Annotated in this window: 10 protein-coding genes; 2 read left to right on the forward strand and 8 right to left on the reverse strand. The window is 53.7% G+C overall.

What is annotated here, in order from left to right:
• Positions 1-16: 16 nt before the first annotated feature.
• On the reverse strand, positions 17-1,987 hold the full coding sequence (gene glgX, locus B4923_RS13020; protein ID WP_109054794.1) for a glycogen debranching protein GlgX: 1,971 nt from the start codon (positions 1,985-1,987) through the stop codon (positions 17-19).
• A gap of 3 nt (positions 1,988-1,990) precedes the next feature.
• Complete coding sequence (gene glgB, locus B4923_RS13025; RefSeq protein ID WP_170116057.1) at positions 1,991-4,168, reverse strand: 1,4-alpha-glucan branching enzyme; 2,178 nt, start codon at positions 4,166-4,168, stop codon at positions 1,991-1,993.
• A gap of 386 nt (positions 4,169-4,554) precedes the next feature.
• On the opposite strand from glgB, the gene B4923_RS13030 reads away from it, so the two are divergent.
• Positions 4,555-6,273: a sensor histidine kinase gene (locus B4923_RS13030; RefSeq protein ID WP_109054796.1), complete on the forward strand. Its 1,719-nt coding sequence runs from the start codon at positions 4,555-4,557 to the stop codon at positions 6,271-6,273.
• Between the two features lie 77 nt (positions 6,274-6,350).
• Here the strand turns inward: B4923_RS13030 and nikR are convergent, their stop codons facing one another.
• Together nikR and asd are read right to left on the reverse strand one after the other, a co-directional pair.
• Positions 6,351-6,761 (reverse strand): nickel-responsive transcriptional regulator NikR, encoded by a 411-nt coding sequence (nikR, locus tag B4923_RS13035; protein WP_109054875.1) that lies wholly within the window; start codon positions 6,759-6,761, stop codon positions 6,351-6,353.
• 248 nt (positions 6,762-7,009) lie between these two features.
• Positions 7,010-8,113, reverse strand: a complete 1,104-nt coding sequence (gene asd, locus B4923_RS13040; protein WP_109054797.1) for an aspartate-semialdehyde dehydrogenase — start codon at positions 8,111-8,113, stop codon at positions 7,010-7,012.
• A gap of 256 nt (positions 8,114-8,369) precedes the next feature.
• On the opposite strand from asd, the gene B4923_RS13050 reads away from it, so the two are divergent.
• Positions 8,370-8,963, forward strand: a complete 594-nt coding sequence (locus B4923_RS13050) for a YhgN family NAAT transporter (protein WP_109054799.1) — start codon at positions 8,370-8,372, stop codon at positions 8,961-8,963.
• A gap of 325 nt (positions 8,964-9,288) precedes the next feature.
• On the opposite strand, the gene B4923_RS13055 is transcribed toward B4923_RS13050, so the two are convergent.
• The 4 genes from B4923_RS13055 to glpA all read right to left on the reverse strand — a co-directional run bounded on the left by B4923_RS13055 (position 9,289) and on the right by glpA (position 14,517).
• The gene (locus B4923_RS13055; RefSeq protein ID WP_109054800.1) at positions 9,289-9,984 is read right to left on the reverse strand and encodes a pirin family protein; all 696 of its coding nucleotides are present in this window, start codon (positions 9,982-9,984) and stop codon (positions 9,289-9,291) included.
• Positions 9,985-10,389: 405 nt separating this feature from the next.
• Positions 10,390-11,598, reverse strand: a complete 1,209-nt coding sequence (gene glpC / locus B4923_RS13060; protein WP_109054801.1) for an anaerobic glycerol-3-phosphate dehydrogenase subunit GlpC — start codon at positions 11,596-11,598, stop codon at positions 10,390-10,392.
• A complete protein-coding gene (glpB, locus tag B4923_RS13065) occupies positions 11,595-12,857 on the reverse strand; it encodes a glycerol-3-phosphate dehydrogenase subunit GlpB (RefSeq protein WP_109054802.1) in 1,263 nt (420 codons plus the stop codon). Before glpB ends, glpC begins: the two co-directional genes overlap by 4 nt.
• Positions 12,847-14,517, reverse strand: a complete 1,671-nt coding sequence (gene glpA / locus B4923_RS13070; RefSeq protein ID WP_109054803.1) for an anaerobic glycerol-3-phosphate dehydrogenase subunit A — start codon at positions 14,515-14,517, stop codon at positions 12,847-12,849. Before glpA ends, glpB begins: the two co-directional genes overlap by 11 nt.
• Positions 14,518-14,590 lie beyond the last annotated feature (73 nt).

Consider the following 14,590-nt stretch of genomic DNA (forward strand, 5'->3'; position numbering starts at 1 on the left):
GCTAACTCCTTCTTATTTATCTTGTAAGGATACAGACCGCCTGTGCATTCCCTTGCCATACCCCATTGCTGATCCGGTACGCCTTCTCATCAAACGGTGGCGAAACTTTCCACTGTCCTGTCGGCAGGGTGAAACTCCCCTCGTGTACACTGGCGTTAATCACCAATAGCCAGCGTTCGGAAAGCAAAATTTGCAACTGGCGCTCCCCCTGTTCCCATTGTTGCGGGGTTAAGGGTTGCCCGTTGATATCCAGCCATTGAACGGCGTTATCACCCTCCTGCCACCATCCTTCCTGCTGCAACGCCGGTATTGCGCGGCGCAGATGAATTAACCCGGCGGTAAACCGGATCAGGTCCTGGTCGGCATTATCCCAATGCAACCAAGTCAGTTCGTTATCCTGACAATAGGCATTGTTGTTACCCTGCTGGCTATGCCCCCGTTCATCCCCCGCCAGCAGCATCGGGGTTCCTTGTGATAACAACAGCGTGGCCAGCAGTGCCCGCTGACTGGCATGGCGGCGCTGTTGTGTCTCTTCATCGGCATCCAGCCCTTCCGTTCCGTGGTTATTGCTGAAATTGCTGTCGGTGCCGTCGCGGTTACCTTCACCGTTCGCGTCATTATGTTTATGGTTAAAGCAGACCAGATCGCGCAGCGTAAAACCGTCGTGCGCGGTCAGTTTGTTGATAGAAGCGTAAGGCAGACGGTCATGGTGCTGGAAAATATCGCTGGAGGCGGCAAAACGACGGGCAAAATCACCGAGGGAAACATCGCCATGCAGCCAGAAGCGCCGCATATCGTCACGATAACGATCGCTCCATTCGGCGAACGGCGCAGGGAACCGTCCCAGTTGATAGCCGCCGTTGCCAATATCCCACGGTTCGGCAATCAGCTTGCACCCTTGCAGACGGCGGTCATTTTTCATGGCGGTCAATAGCGGTGCGGAGGCGGTAAAATCGGGCGTGCGCCCGAGCACCGTGGCCAGATCGAAACGGAAGCCGTCGATATGGCAGACTTCGCGCCAGAAATACAGGCAATCCATCACCCAGTCCATGACCGCAGGGTGATTGAGGCGCAATACGTTACCGCACCCCGTCCAATTATGGTATTCGCCTTGCTCGGTCAGCCAGTAGTAGCTGCGATTATCAATACCGCGCAGAGAAAGCGTCGGCCCTTCTACATCCAGTTCGGCGCTGTGGTTGAACACCACATCGAGAATAACTTCAATGCCAGCGTTATGCAGGGCTTTGACCGCATCCCGAAATTCGTTCAGCGCATCTTCACCGGCCGCCAGACCGTTATCCACGGCGAACGGCAACAGCACGTTGTAGCCCCAATAGTTACGCAATCCCATTTGCTGTAGCCGTGGTTCATCCGCGTGTTGCTGAACAGGCAATAACTCCAGTGCGGTCACGCCCAGCATTTTCAGATAGTCGATGATGACCGGGTGGCCCAGCGCGGCGTAACTGCCGCGAATGGCTGGCGGAATATCAGGATGCAGTTGCGTCAGGCCGCGCACGTGCGCCTCATAAATCACCGTCTGGCTCCACGGCGTCTGCGGGTGACGGTCGTCCTGCCAATCGTAATCCTCGGCGATGACGACACACTTCGCCATTACTTCAGCGCTATCCCGTTCATCTCGCTGATCGAGTCCGCCGTGCAGGCAGTCGTCATCGACCACCCAGCCATCCAGCAAGCGGGCGCAGGGATCAAGCAGCAGTTTGTGTGGATTGAACCGCAGCCCCCGCGACGGATCAAACGGCCCCGACACCCGGAAGCCATAGCGCAGACCGGGTTTCGCGCCAGGCAGATAGCCATGCCAGATATCCCCGCTGCGATGAGTCAACGCCAGCCGCCGTTCCTGTTGCCGTTCATCAAACAGGCATAATTCGACCCGCTCGGCATCGGCCGAAAACAGGGCGAAATTAACACCCTCACCGTCAAAACTCGCACCAAGTGGGCAGGCTGCGCCCGCTTGCAAAACCGTCATTTATTACGTCTCCTTCACCAGATACAACGTTGCCAGCGGAGGAATCGTCAACACCAGTGACTGAGGACGTTGATGGCTACCGATATTTTCGCTATCCACCGGCCCTTCGTTGCCCAGATTGCTGCCGTGGTAGTAGCCCGAATCAGTATTCATGATTTCCCGCCAGCGACCGGGCTGGTTAATCCCGATGCGGTAACCGTAGCGCGGTACGGGCGTGAAATTGCTGACCACCAGCACCTCATTACCCTGTTCATCACGCCGCACGAAGGCGAAAACGGAATTTTCCCGATCATCCACCACGAGCCATTCAAATCCCTGTGACTGAAAATCAAGCTGATACAGCGGCGGCTGCTGGCGATAGCAGTGGTTGAGATCGCGCACCAGATGCTGAACACCGCGATGCCAGCCTTCCGGTTCATCCAGTAAGTGCCAGTCCAGACTGGCGTCGTAATTCCATTCACGCCCCTGAGCAAACTCACAGCCCATAAACAGCAGTTTCTTGCCGGGATAAGCCCACATAAAACCGTAATAGGCGCGCAGGTTGGCAAACTTCTGCCAGGCGTCACCAGGCATTCTGTCAAGCAGCGATCGCTTGCCATGCACCACTTCGTCATGGGAGATCGGCAGAACAAAATTTTCGCTGTAGGCATACAGCATGCCGAACGTCAGCAGATCGTGGTGATATTTGCGGTGAACCGGATCGAACTGCATATAAGACAGGGTGTCGTGCATCCAGCCCATATTCCATTTGTAGTGGAACCCCAGACCGTTGCAGTCCGGCGGCAGCGTAACCCCCGGATAGTCCGTCGATTCTTCCGCAATGGTCACTGCGCTGGAATAGGCATGGCCCAGCATCTGGTTGGTGTAACGCAGGAAAGCAATCGCTTCGAGGTTCTCCTTGCCACCGTAGTAGTTAGGCACCCACTCCCCTTCGTTACGGCTGTAGTCGCGGTAAATCATCGATGCAACCGCATCCACCCGGAGTCCGTCAATACCATAGTGCTCCATCCAGAACAGGGCGTTGCCCGCCAGATAGTTACGCACTTCATGACGCCCGTAGTTATAGATCAGGGTATTCCAGTCCTGATGATAGCCCTCGCGAGGATCGGCGTATTCATACAGCGCCGTACCGTCGAACTGGGCCAGACCGTATTCGTCGCCGGGGAAATGTCCCGGCACCCAATCCAGCAGCACATTGATGCCCGCCTCGTGAAAGGCGTCGATAAACCGCCTGAACTCCTGCGGCGTACCAAAGCGACGCGTTGGCGCGTAAAGCCCAAGCGGCTGATAGCCCCAACTGCCATCAAAGGGATGTTCATTGATGGGCATCAGCTCAATATGGGTAAAGCCCATCTCTTTAACGTAGGCAATCAGCTGAGTCGCCAGATCCTGATAGCTGAGCCAGAAATTGTTATCCGTATGCCGCCGCCAGGACCCCAGATGCACTTCATAGATGGAAATCGGAGCCTGGAGGCTATTGGCCTGACGGCGGGCTTCGCTCACCGGGACTTTTTCCGGCAGCGGGGTAATCAGAGAGGCGGTATCAGGCCGCATTTGCGCTTCAAATGCGTAAGGGTCGGCTTTCAGGCGGACGCTGCCATGGCAGTCAATCATCTCGTATTTATACAGCTGTCCCTGGGTCACGCCGGGCAAAAACAGTTCCCAGATGCCATTCTCTTTTCTTAAACGCATGGGATGACGACGCCCATCCCAGAAATTGAACTGCCCCACCACCGATACCCGCTGCGCATTGGGCGCCCAGACGGCAAAACGCGTACCTTCCACCCCGTCCAGCGTTTCCAGATGAGCCCCTAAGCGCTCATAGGGACGTAAGTGCGTGCCTTCGGCCAGCAGCCAAATATCCAAATCCTGTAACAATGGGCCAAAACGGTAGGGGTCTTCAATCAGATAGGTTTCTTGCTGCCAGGTGACCGCGAGCTGATAGTGAAAGGTTTTTTTTCTACGCGGCAGCACGCCACAAAAAAAGCCACGCTCATCAATCTGTTTCAATTCAACAACTTTTCGGCCGTTCGTCGCATCGACAAGCCATACCTCCTGTGCATCCGGTAATAGTGCCCTGACTTCTATACCTTTAGCGGTTTGATGCATTCCCAGCAGCGAGAAGGGATCGGCATAATGTCCATCAATAAGTGCGTTAATCGCTTCGGAAAATTCTGGCATGGTATCCATCCTCTGATTAACCATTTGAATTAAATAAATATGTTATATAAATAAGTCATCATTCCTCGTTTGTATTTTTTTGCATGCGCTGAACGGATGGCATACAGAATAAATTCAATTAAAATAAAGATTTATTAGCAAACTAATGAATTATGCATACCCTTAAAAAATATCTAATAGTATGAAAGAGTTCACTAACATGCCGCCTATAAACCAGCTTAGTCAAAGAACCTACAAATATCTGAGAACTAGTTAAATTTTTCTGTTTATATTTATATGAATAAATTATGACTATATATTTTTAGTACCTTTTGTTTAAAGATCGATTCGTGTACCAGAAAAAAGCAGTACAATCTGCTGGCTTGAGCATTACGAGGTCATTAGCCATGGTCAGTCAGGTCGATCTAATTCTTTCTTTACTGCAACAGATGTGCGTCTATCTGGTCATTGCCTACCTGTTGAGTAAAACCCCGCTTTTCATCCCGCTGATGCAGGTCACTATCCGCCTGCCCCACAAGCTGGTGTGCTATCTGGTTTTTTCCATGTTCTGCATCATGGGGACATACTTCGGCCTGCATATTGATGATTCCATTGCCAATACTCGCGCGACGGGCGCCGTGCTGGGCGGGATGCTGGGCGGCCCTTCAGTGGGCTTTCTGGTGGGATTGACCGGCGGACTGCATCGTTATTCCATGGGCGGGATGACCGCATTGGCCTGTATGCTGTCGACCATTGCCGAAGGGTTGATCGGCGGCCTGTTACATCGTTATCTGGCGCGGCGTAATCGTATTGACCTGCTGTTTCAGCCGTTAGTGGTGGGGTTGACCGCGCTGGTGGCGGAAATTCTGCAAATGGTGATTATCCTGCTGGTTGCCCGCCCATTCGACAGCGCCGTGGAACTGGTGAGAGACATCGCCTTACCAATGATGATAACCAACACCATTGGCTCCGCCATGTTCATGCGTATCCTGCTCGACAGACGGGCGATTTTCGAGAAATACACGTCAGCGTTTTCCGCCAAGGCCCTGCAAATCGCGGCCCGCGCCGAGGGTGCTTTACGTCAGGGTTTTAACCAGCAAAACAGTATGCGCGTGGCGCGTATTCTGTATGAAGAACTGGGGGTGGGCGCGGTAGCCATTACCGACCGCGATAAATTGCTGGCGTTTATCGGGCTGGGTGACGATCACCATAAAGTCGACTCGCCGATCACCTCATCTCATACCCGACGAGCCATTGAGAACAATCAGGTCGTCTACGCCGATGGCAACGAGGTGTCTTATACCTGTTCAATTTCTTCCAACTGCAAGCTGGGTTCAACGCTGGTTATCCCGTTGCGCGGCGAAGAGCAGCGCGTCATCGGCACCATCAAACTGTACGAACCCAAGAATAAATTGTTTTCCAGCATCAATCGCACACTGGGAGAAGGTATCGCCCACCTGCTTTCCGCACAGATTCTGGCCGGACGATTCGAACAGCAAAAACAGCTGCTGGCGCAGTCGGAAATCAAGCTGCTGCACGCACAGGTCAACCCGCATTTTCTGTTTAACGCGCTGAACACCTTATCGGCGGTGATTCGTCGTAATCCTGCCCATGCGCGTCAGCTGGTGCTCTCTCTGTCGACCTTTTTCCGCAAAAATCTCAAACGCAGCAACGACGAGGTGTCGCTTAACGACGAGATGGAACACGTCAATGCTTATCTGGAAATCGAGAAAGCGCGCTTCGCCGATCATCTGACGGTGGAGATGTCCCTGCCGGATGAATTACTGCAAGCCCGCTTACCGGCATTTTCCCTGCAACCTATCGTCGAGAATGCGATCAAGCACGGCATTTCCCAGATGATTGAGAATGGCTATATTCACATTAGCGGGCGCATGCACGCCAATACGCTGGAACTGACGGTTGAAGACAATGCCGGCATGTACCAACCCCCCAGAGGCGGCGACGGACTGGGAATGAATCTGGTGGATCACCGTATCAAAGCCCGCTACGGCAGTCGTTATGGCATCACGGTAGTCTGCGAGCCTGACAAATTCACCCGGGTTGAGGTACGCGTACCGCTGATTTCGCCGCGTAAAGCGCTGGAGGGCATTGGAGAGGCGGCCTGACAGCCGGAGGTTTCGCATCAGCTAATTCGGCGGCGCTTAACTGGCTATGGGGCGAAACCTTTTTCACCCCCTCACGTTCAAACGACAGGTGACAGCGGGATGAGGTTCAATTGCCCGTGACGAACGCCGGTTTGCGCCATCACGGATTCGGCAAAACGTTCAACCAATGCGGCAGTACCACGCAGAATAACCGTCTCGACGCACTCTTCATGGCTCAGATGGGTATGCATGGTGGACACCGTCAGATCATGATGGTCGTGCTGCATTTCCGCCAGCCGGCTGGAAAGCTGACGTTCGTGATGATCGTAAACGTAGCTCAGCACCGCCACGCATTCGCCCTCTTGATCCGTTTTCCGCGTCATTTCACCCAGTTCCCGGCGCAGCATATCGCGAAACGCTTCGGAACGGTTGGCATACCCTTTACGCGCCATCAGCTCGTCAAAGTCCTGCGCCAGTTGATCATCCATTGAAATTGTCAGTCTTTGCATCATAGCCTCGTGAAAATAGGGTGGGTCAGCGCTCATGGTCACCGGAGGAACCCGTCAGGGAGGTTAATGCCAATCGAGTGAACGGCATTACCATCAGGCCATTATAAAAGGCCGCTGGCGTAATGAATACGCTTCATCTCAATTAAGTGATAACGCAGAAAGCAATCGCGGGCAGGAAAAGGCGCAGGACAAGGAAAAAGAGAAAGCTGGCGCAATCGTGAGCGGGAATTGCGCCAGACCAAAAACGATTACAGCAGAATACGCAGCATGCGGCGCAGCGGTTCAGCCGCTCCCCACAGCAGCTGATCGCCGACCGTGAAGGCGGACAAATATTCCGGCCCCATGTTCAGCTTGCGCAGGCGGCCAACCGGCGTCGACAGCGTACCGGTGACGGCGGCCGGCGTCAGTTCGCGCATCGTGATCTCACGATCGTTCGGCACCACTTTCACCCAGTCATTGTGAGTGGCCAGCAATTGCTCGATTTCCGGCAGCGCCACGTCTTTTTTCAACTTGATGGTAAACGCCTGGCTATGGCAGCGCAGTGCCCCCACGCGAACACACAGGCCATCGACCGGGATCGCCTGGCTGGTGCCGAGGATCTTGTTGGTTTCCGCCTGACCTTTCCATTCTTCACGACTCTGACCGTTATCCAGCTGTTTGTCGATCCACGGAATCAGACTGCCCGCCAACGGTACGCCGAAGTTATCGGTCGGTAATGTGCCGCTGCGCGTCAGCGCCGTTACTTTACGTTCAATATCCAGAATGGCAGACGCCGGATCTTGCAGTTCTTTGGCGACTTCGCCACTGAGAATGCCCATCTGCGTCAGCAATTCACGCATATGGCGCGCACCGCCGCCGGAAGCCGCCTGATAGGTCGCAACCGATACCCAGTCAACCAGATCGTTGGCAAACAGACCGCCCAGCGACATCAGCATCAGGCTGACGGTACAGTTACCACCGACAAACGTTTTGATGCCTTTATCCAGACCCTGTTTAATCACCGCGTGGTTAACCGGATCCAGAATAATAATGGCGTCGTCTTTCATACGCAGTGAGGACGCGGCATCAATCCAGTAACCCTGCCAGCCACTTTCGCGCAGTTTCGGATAGACTTCATTGGTATAATCACCCCCTTGACAGGTGATGATGATATCCAGCGCGCGCAACGCATCCAGATTGTAAGCGTCCTGCAATACGCCTTGCTGTCCTCCCAACGTCGGGGCCGGTTCGCCGTGCTGAGAAGTAGAAAAGAATACCGGGCGGATTGCATCAAAATCGCGTTCTTCCACCATGCGCTGCATGAGAACCGAACCGACCATACCGCGCCAGCCAATAAAACCAACATTTTTCATGGTAACTGTCCTGCCTTGGGGATAACAAAAATAATTCTGGCGACCAACACCGATGCAACTTGAAAGAAGACGGGTGTATTGTAGTAAACACATTATGAATATATTTCCACCATACAAAATGTACATAAAGTCGCAAGTGAATTTATTCGATAGCGCCACGTTTTTTAGCAGTCATTCTAATATCGTCATCTTTATGCGCGTGACCTCCGTCATCACGTCATTTCAGGAAATGGGATTTCAGGAGTAAAAAACCACAATGTCAGAAATGATCTCGGCAACAGTCCTGTTACTGCTAATAATGGACCCCCTTGGCAACCTGCCTATCTTTATGTCGGTGCTGAAGCATTTGGACCCTAAACGCCGGCGTGTCGTACTGATTCGCGAGATGCTTATCGCACTGGGGCTGATGCTGATCTTTCTTTTTGCCGGCGAGCGAATTCTGGCGTTTCTCAGCCTGCGAACAGAAACGGTATCCATCTCAGGCGGGATTGTGCTGTTCCTGATAGCCATTCGCATGATATTTCCCTCCCAGGAGGGAAACAGCAGCGGTTTGCCCGCGGGTGAGGAGCCTTTTCTGGTCCCCATGGCAATTCCGCTGGTCGCCGGCCCGTCGATCCTCGCCGCGCTGATGCTGCTGTCACATCAATATCCTCATCAACTGTCATATCTGACCCTCGCGCTGTTTATCGCCTGGGCCATCTCTTTCATTATTCTGTTGATGTCAGATTTGTTTTTACGTCTGCTGGGAGAGAAAGGCGTCAGCGCGCTGGAAAAATTGATGGGCTTGATTCTGGTCATGCTCTCGACCCAGATGTTTCTGGACGGCGTGCGGGCATATATGAAGCTATAACGCCGCAGGGTGACGAGCGGGACCGCCCGCAGGGTGACGGGCAGGACGCCCGTCATAAAAAAACCTAAACACCACTGCGCCTCTGGCCCTGATAAGGGAAACCCGAAAAGCGCAGTAATGCTTAGGTTTTGTATAAAAGCATCACAACATAATAATGAGACATAGATTTGATGAAAAAACATACCGCTCAGGCAATATAGCAGTCTGAAAACAGAAAACCGTGAACGCCGCCACGGTTTTCCGACATCAGGAAAAGGGGAAGCATCCTGACGATGGGGGACAATAAACCTGGCCTGACGCTCACGTCTATGTCCAAGAGGTATATCTACACCGGCGGCAAATCAAACAGCAGAATCTCGCTGTCTTTGCTGGCATGAACCGATAGCGTTTCTTCGTCCCAAATCGCGAAAGCATCGCTGGTTTCGGCCTTGTGTCCATTAATTTCCACACTGCCGCGCACAACCTGAATCCAGATGCGGCGTCCCGCCTGAACCTGATAAATAGACTGCTCCTGCGGTTTCAACGCCCAGCGCCACAATGTCATATCCTGAAAAATTTTCAGGGAGCCATCACGGGCATCGGGTGACAGCACCAATTGCCGTCCCTGCGGAACATCAAAACGTTTCTGGTCATAACGCGGCGTCAGACCCGCTTTTTCAGGGATGATCCAAATCTGGTACAGATGCAGCAATTCATCGCGGCTGGCATTGTATTCAGAGTGACGGATGCCGGTGCCGGCACTCATGATCTGGAACTCACCGGCCTGAATCTGCTCTTTGTTGCCCATGCTGTCCTGATGTTCAATCGTCCCGCTCAAAATATAGGTCAGGATTTCCATGTCTTTGTGCGGATGCGTACCAAAACCTTGTCCGCCTTCGATCCGGTCTTCATTGATGACGCGCAGCGCCGAAAAGCCCATGAATTCACGATCGTAATAATCAGCAAATGAAAATGTGTGCCAGCTATCCAGCCAACCGTGGTTTGCGTGCCCGCGCTGTTGCGCTTTACGTAAATAGATCATGTCAGTTACTCCCGTACTTTGATAAGTAAAGTCTAACGGGTGCTAAAGAATAAGATAGCGTAAAAAATTTAACGCGCTGTTCAAAAAATCAGAACAGGATGGCAACACGGATTTCAGCAGAGGGAGAACAAATCGCGGACAAAAAAAAGCCAGCACCCGAGCTGGCTAAATAAATACTGGAAGCAATGTGAGCAATGTCGTGCCTTCACAGCAAAACCGACGTTGTCATGTGCACATCATCCATAGAGAACTCGTCTATACAAAGGATCACACTGACAGAACCGTTGGTTTCCCCGGAACGCATGACAATAATAATCATTATCATTCGCGTCTGTAAAGTATTTTTTTATCCCCCGGACAGACATCGCTCATGGCGTGTAAAAGGCAGTAATCAGCAACGCGCAGTTACTCCTGAACCAGCGCCCGGGCCAATAGCGTAATCGGATGTTCACAGGGTTTACTGGTGGACATTTCGATTTGCCATTTACAGGTTTCGCAATCTGTCACCACCACATCCACGTCGCTTTCTTCTATCTGACGGAACAGTGGTGCGCCAATCCCCTGCGCCGTGGTGTAATTTTCTTTTTTGAAACCATAGGTGCCCGCGATACCGCAGCACTGAGAATCCAGCACGATCAGTTCAATACCGGGGATCCGCTGCAACAGCGCGAGCGTATACGCCGTCCACCCCATTCGTTCCAGATGGCACGGCGTATGATAGGCCACACGCAGCGGCAGTGAACGCAACGGCAATGAACGCCCTTCTTCTTCCAGCAGGCGGTAGAGCCGGCGGGTAACCAGTTCGATGCCTTCACGGACATTGCCGTTATCGATACCCAACAGATGCGGATACTCATCCCGTAGCGTAAAGGTACAGCTGGATGAGGTTGCCACCACCGGGATCGCTTTGCCGTTGATCGCCTCATCCAGAGAGTTGATATTTATGCGCGCCTGCTTACGTGCCTGATCGTGATAGCCATTGGCAATCAACGGCACACCGCAGCATTTCTCTTTGCTCAGCAACTGCACGCCGATCCCCATCGCGTTAAAGACCCGAATAAGATCTTTTCCCAATTGGGGATGGTTGTAATTCACATAGCAGCCATGAAAATAGGCAATCTGTTCGGCATAGTGCTGCTGTCGTTCCGCCTGCTGGCGATACCAGCGACGGAACGTACCGAAAGAATATTTCGGTAACTGGCGGCGATGGTCGATTTTCAGTGCTTTATCCAGTAACTGACGCACGGGTTTCAGGCTGGTCGCCGTATTGACCAACGGTGCAAATGGCGTCGCCATCGTTCCCATAAAATCGGTATGACTCAGGATGGCATCACGCAATGTCGGCTTGTGTTCACTGTAGCTGGCTTTCGCCCGCTGAATGATGTCGCCAATTTTAACGTCTGAAGGACAAGCCACTTCACAGCGCTTACAGTTGGTGCAATATTTCAAGGCTTCATCGTATAGCGCGGGATCTTTACGGCGCAGGCGCTCGCCGTCCGGGCCAGCCTGTTTCGGCCCCGGATACAAAGGGTTAACCCGCGATACCGGGCAATAGGTGGTACATACCGTACACTTGATGCAATTTTCAAAACTGTTATCGGTAAGCAAACTCATTGGTTGCCCTCCTTCAGTATCTGGTCGGCAACATACAGTGCGCTGAGCAGGGATACTCCCGCTCCGCAGCCTTGAGCAATCGGATCGAACCCTTCCAGTACCGCGCCAATGGCATACAGGTTATCCACGGTTTTACCGCCGATGGCGGGCCGCAGATTTTCATCCGTCATCACGCCGAATTGCATATAGGGTTGGGCGGCAAAGACATCTTGTTGACTCCAGCATTCGCGACGTGCGTCAAAACGCACATCCAACCCGAATACCGGCTCAGCGATCTGGTCGAATTGCGCCACCAGGCCATTACTGAAAAAACTGCCGCTGGCCAATACAACCTGGGCCGCGCGCAGCGGGATATCCCCGTGATTGTGGGTATACAGCACCGCCTCATGGGAGGTCAGGTCGGCACGCTCCACTCTGTCGCCCGGCATCACTATGCCGCCCAGTTGGCGAAAACGACGAGATAGCGCCTGATGCAAACGCAATCCCAACAATGATGGCGGCAACGTCGGCAACAGCTGCACAGGTTTGCCAAGCGCATTACGCAGCTCCGTCATCACCGATACATTTTCCAGCCCCAGACAGGCAGGCATAACGATCGCGTCATTACCGTTGGCCAGCATCGTCAGTTCATCGATCAATGCCGGCAGATTCTCCGGCTGATCCAATACACGAGCGATATTCACCGACCGAAATTCACTGGGGTTGTGACGTAAACGATCCAGCACCGGCAGCTTTAAATCATCACTGCGGGCCGCAATACCCTGAGCCTGCAATGCCCCCGCCACAATACGGGATTGAAAATCAAGAAAACCTTCAATGCCGGCAATCAACGGCCTTTCCCAATGCAGGGCTTCAGACAATCCGCAGGTGACGCTGTCGGCAGGGCTGAGCCAGCAGGGACGAAACTTGCCCAGAGGCGTCATGCGTTGATGATTCTGACGATAATCCCCCAGCACCGCGATATCAGAACGGCTTAATAACGCTTCCGCTTCAGGCAGTAATGCCGTGATACGTTCGGCGCCGATACGCGAATAAGGATGTTGGGGAGCCAATCGGGTCAGTTCGGTCAAAGCACTCAATGGCTGACTTACCGCGCGGCCATCTGGCAGGCAAGAGAGCAAATCCAACGCGCCGGAAGAGAAATGCAACGCGCTTTGTCCGGCGCTGACAATCGCACAACGTTTTCCCAATTCAGACAACCGAATGCCACAGGTTAACCCCGCCAGTCCGCCGCCAATAATGACTACGTCATACCGCATGGTGTTCCTCCTGACCGTCATCGGCCGTCAAGCCGCACAGCCCCTGATATACCCAGTTGGTAAATTCGCTTTCGCGCAGCGTATTGCCCCAGGCCACCGGGCGAATGCCTTTCCAGCGTTCATTCAGAAACTGGCTGAGTTGGATAATGGATTGCTCCGGCGTCGATTGTCCCAGGCGGCATAGCAACCCTGCGGCCCGACACGCGCACAGCTCGCCCTGACACGTTCCCATACCTACCCGGGTACGCCGGCGTAAATCAATCAGGTTATTCACCTGTAGCGATTCCACCGCATAGCGCACTTCACCTGCGGTGACCGCTTCACATTCGCAGACCAGACTGCTATCCAGACGCTCCCCCGAGATCAAACGCCCGGCGCGATCGCCGTGACGATAAATCGCCGATCCTCGCAGCGGCGCCGACAGTTGTTTGTCATCCGTGGGCTTTGTCGTAGATTGAGCCGACCGGCGTCGCTCTCCGGTGGGCTCGGAGCCCGGCAGCGCTCTCTGGGCAGTGGAACAGGCAACGTTGTGGCCCAGCTTTTCGCAAATTTTGTCCGTGGCCCATTCGGCCATCAGCCGATACGTCATCAGCTTGCCGCCCGTAATGGTGATAAATCCTTCCAGTCCATCGCGGCTGGCGTGGTCTAGCAGCACAATGCCACGGCTCACGCTCCGTCCACTCGGGTCGCTGTCGTTCGCAACCAACGGGCGCACGCCGGCATAAGCGCGCAAGATACGCGTGGTCGCCAGCTGCGGCGCCAGCATGCTGCCTTCACGGATCAGGGTGTCAACTTCATCAGGAGTCACCGTCATATTGTCAATTTGGTCGTAATCGACGCGAGTTGAGGTCGTGCCAATCAGGGAAATCGTATCGCCCGGCACCAGAATATCGGCGTCCGCAGGCTTGCGGCAGCGGTTGATGACCATGTTGTTAATACGATGTCCCAAGATCAGCAAGGCGCCTTTGGCCGGAAACATACGCACCCGCAGGTCGGCATATTCGGCAATATGCTGTCCCCAGATCCCGGCCGCATTCACCACAATCTGAGCGTATATCTCTGTTTCAGTCGAATTTTTATGGTCGAAAACGCGTACGCCGGTAATGCGATCGCCCTGACGAATTAAACCAATAACTTCATGATATGTCAGGACGATCGCGCCGTGCTCACAGGCGTCAACCATATTGGCCGTCGTCAGCCGGAAAGGGTCCACGGTGCCGTCAGGCACCCGCACCGCACCGATCAAGGTTGGGTTGGCCGCCGGTTCCAGCCGCAGCGCTTCCTGCGGATCAATGGCCTGCGCATTGATTCCCGCCTGCTGGCAGGCCGTAATAAACTGGCTCTGCCAGGCAAGATCATCTTCCGGCAGCGTCAGGAACAGGCCATCGGTGGGTTCAATACAGTGGCGGGCAATACGGCGAAGAATGGTATTTTCTTCAATACATTCGCGTGCGGATTCGCCATCCGTCACGGCATAACGCGCCCCGCTGTGCAGCAAACCGTGATTACGCCCGGTGGCGCCCGTAGCCATATCGTGACGCTCCAGCAACAGACAGCGCAACCCACGTAATGCACAATCTCGCGCAATGCCGGCTCCTGTCGCGCCGCCGCCAATGATAACGACATCGGTTTCCCGGTATGCCCCTTTCTTCTGCATCATGTTCTCGCCCCAGACGCTCATTGTATGTTGCTATTGGGACATAAAATATAAGGTTAATGTTTGATAAAGAGCA

The organism is Brenneria roseae subsp. americana (assembly GCF_003115815.1).
Lineage (GTDB): Bacteria > Pseudomonadota > Gammaproteobacteria > Enterobacterales > Enterobacteriaceae > Brenneria > Brenneria roseae.

Bases quoted from the DNA above. Each gene is read 5' to 3' on its own strand.
- glgX (WP_109054794.1), bottom strand. From the start codon at position 1,987: ATGACGGTTTTGCAAGCGGGCGCAGCCTGCCCACTTGGTGCGAGTTTT.
- glgB (WP_170116057.1), bottom strand. From the start codon at position 4,168: ATGCCAGAATTTTCCGAAGCGATTAACGCACTTATTGATGGACATTAT.
- B4923_RS13030 (WP_109054796.1), top strand. From the start codon at position 4,555: ATGGTCAGTCAGGTCGATCTAATTCTTTCTTTACTGCAACAGATGTGC.
- nikR (WP_109054875.1), bottom strand. From the start codon at position 6,761: ATGCAAAGACTGACAATTTCAATGGATGATCAACTGGCGCAGGACTTT.
- asd (WP_109054797.1), bottom strand. From the start codon at position 8,113: ATGAAAAATGTTGGTTTTATTGGCTGGCGCGGTATGGTCGGTTCGGTT.
- B4923_RS13050 (WP_109054799.1), top strand. From the start codon at position 8,370: ATGTCAGAAATGATCTCGGCAACAGTCCTGTTACTGCTAATAATGGAC.
- B4923_RS13055 (WP_109054800.1), bottom strand. From the start codon at position 9,984: ATGATCTATTTACGTAAAGCGCAACAGCGCGGGCACGCAAACCACGGT.
- glpC (WP_109054801.1), bottom strand. From the start codon at position 11,598: ATGAGTTTGCTTACCGATAACAGTTTTGAAAATTGCATCAAGTGTACG.
- glpB (WP_109054802.1), bottom strand. From the start codon at position 12,857: ATGCGGTATGACGTAGTCATTATTGGCGGCGGACTGGCGGGGTTAACC.
- glpA (WP_109054803.1), bottom strand. From the start codon at position 14,517: ATGATGCAGAAGAAAGGGGCATACCGGGAAACCGATGTCGTTATCATT.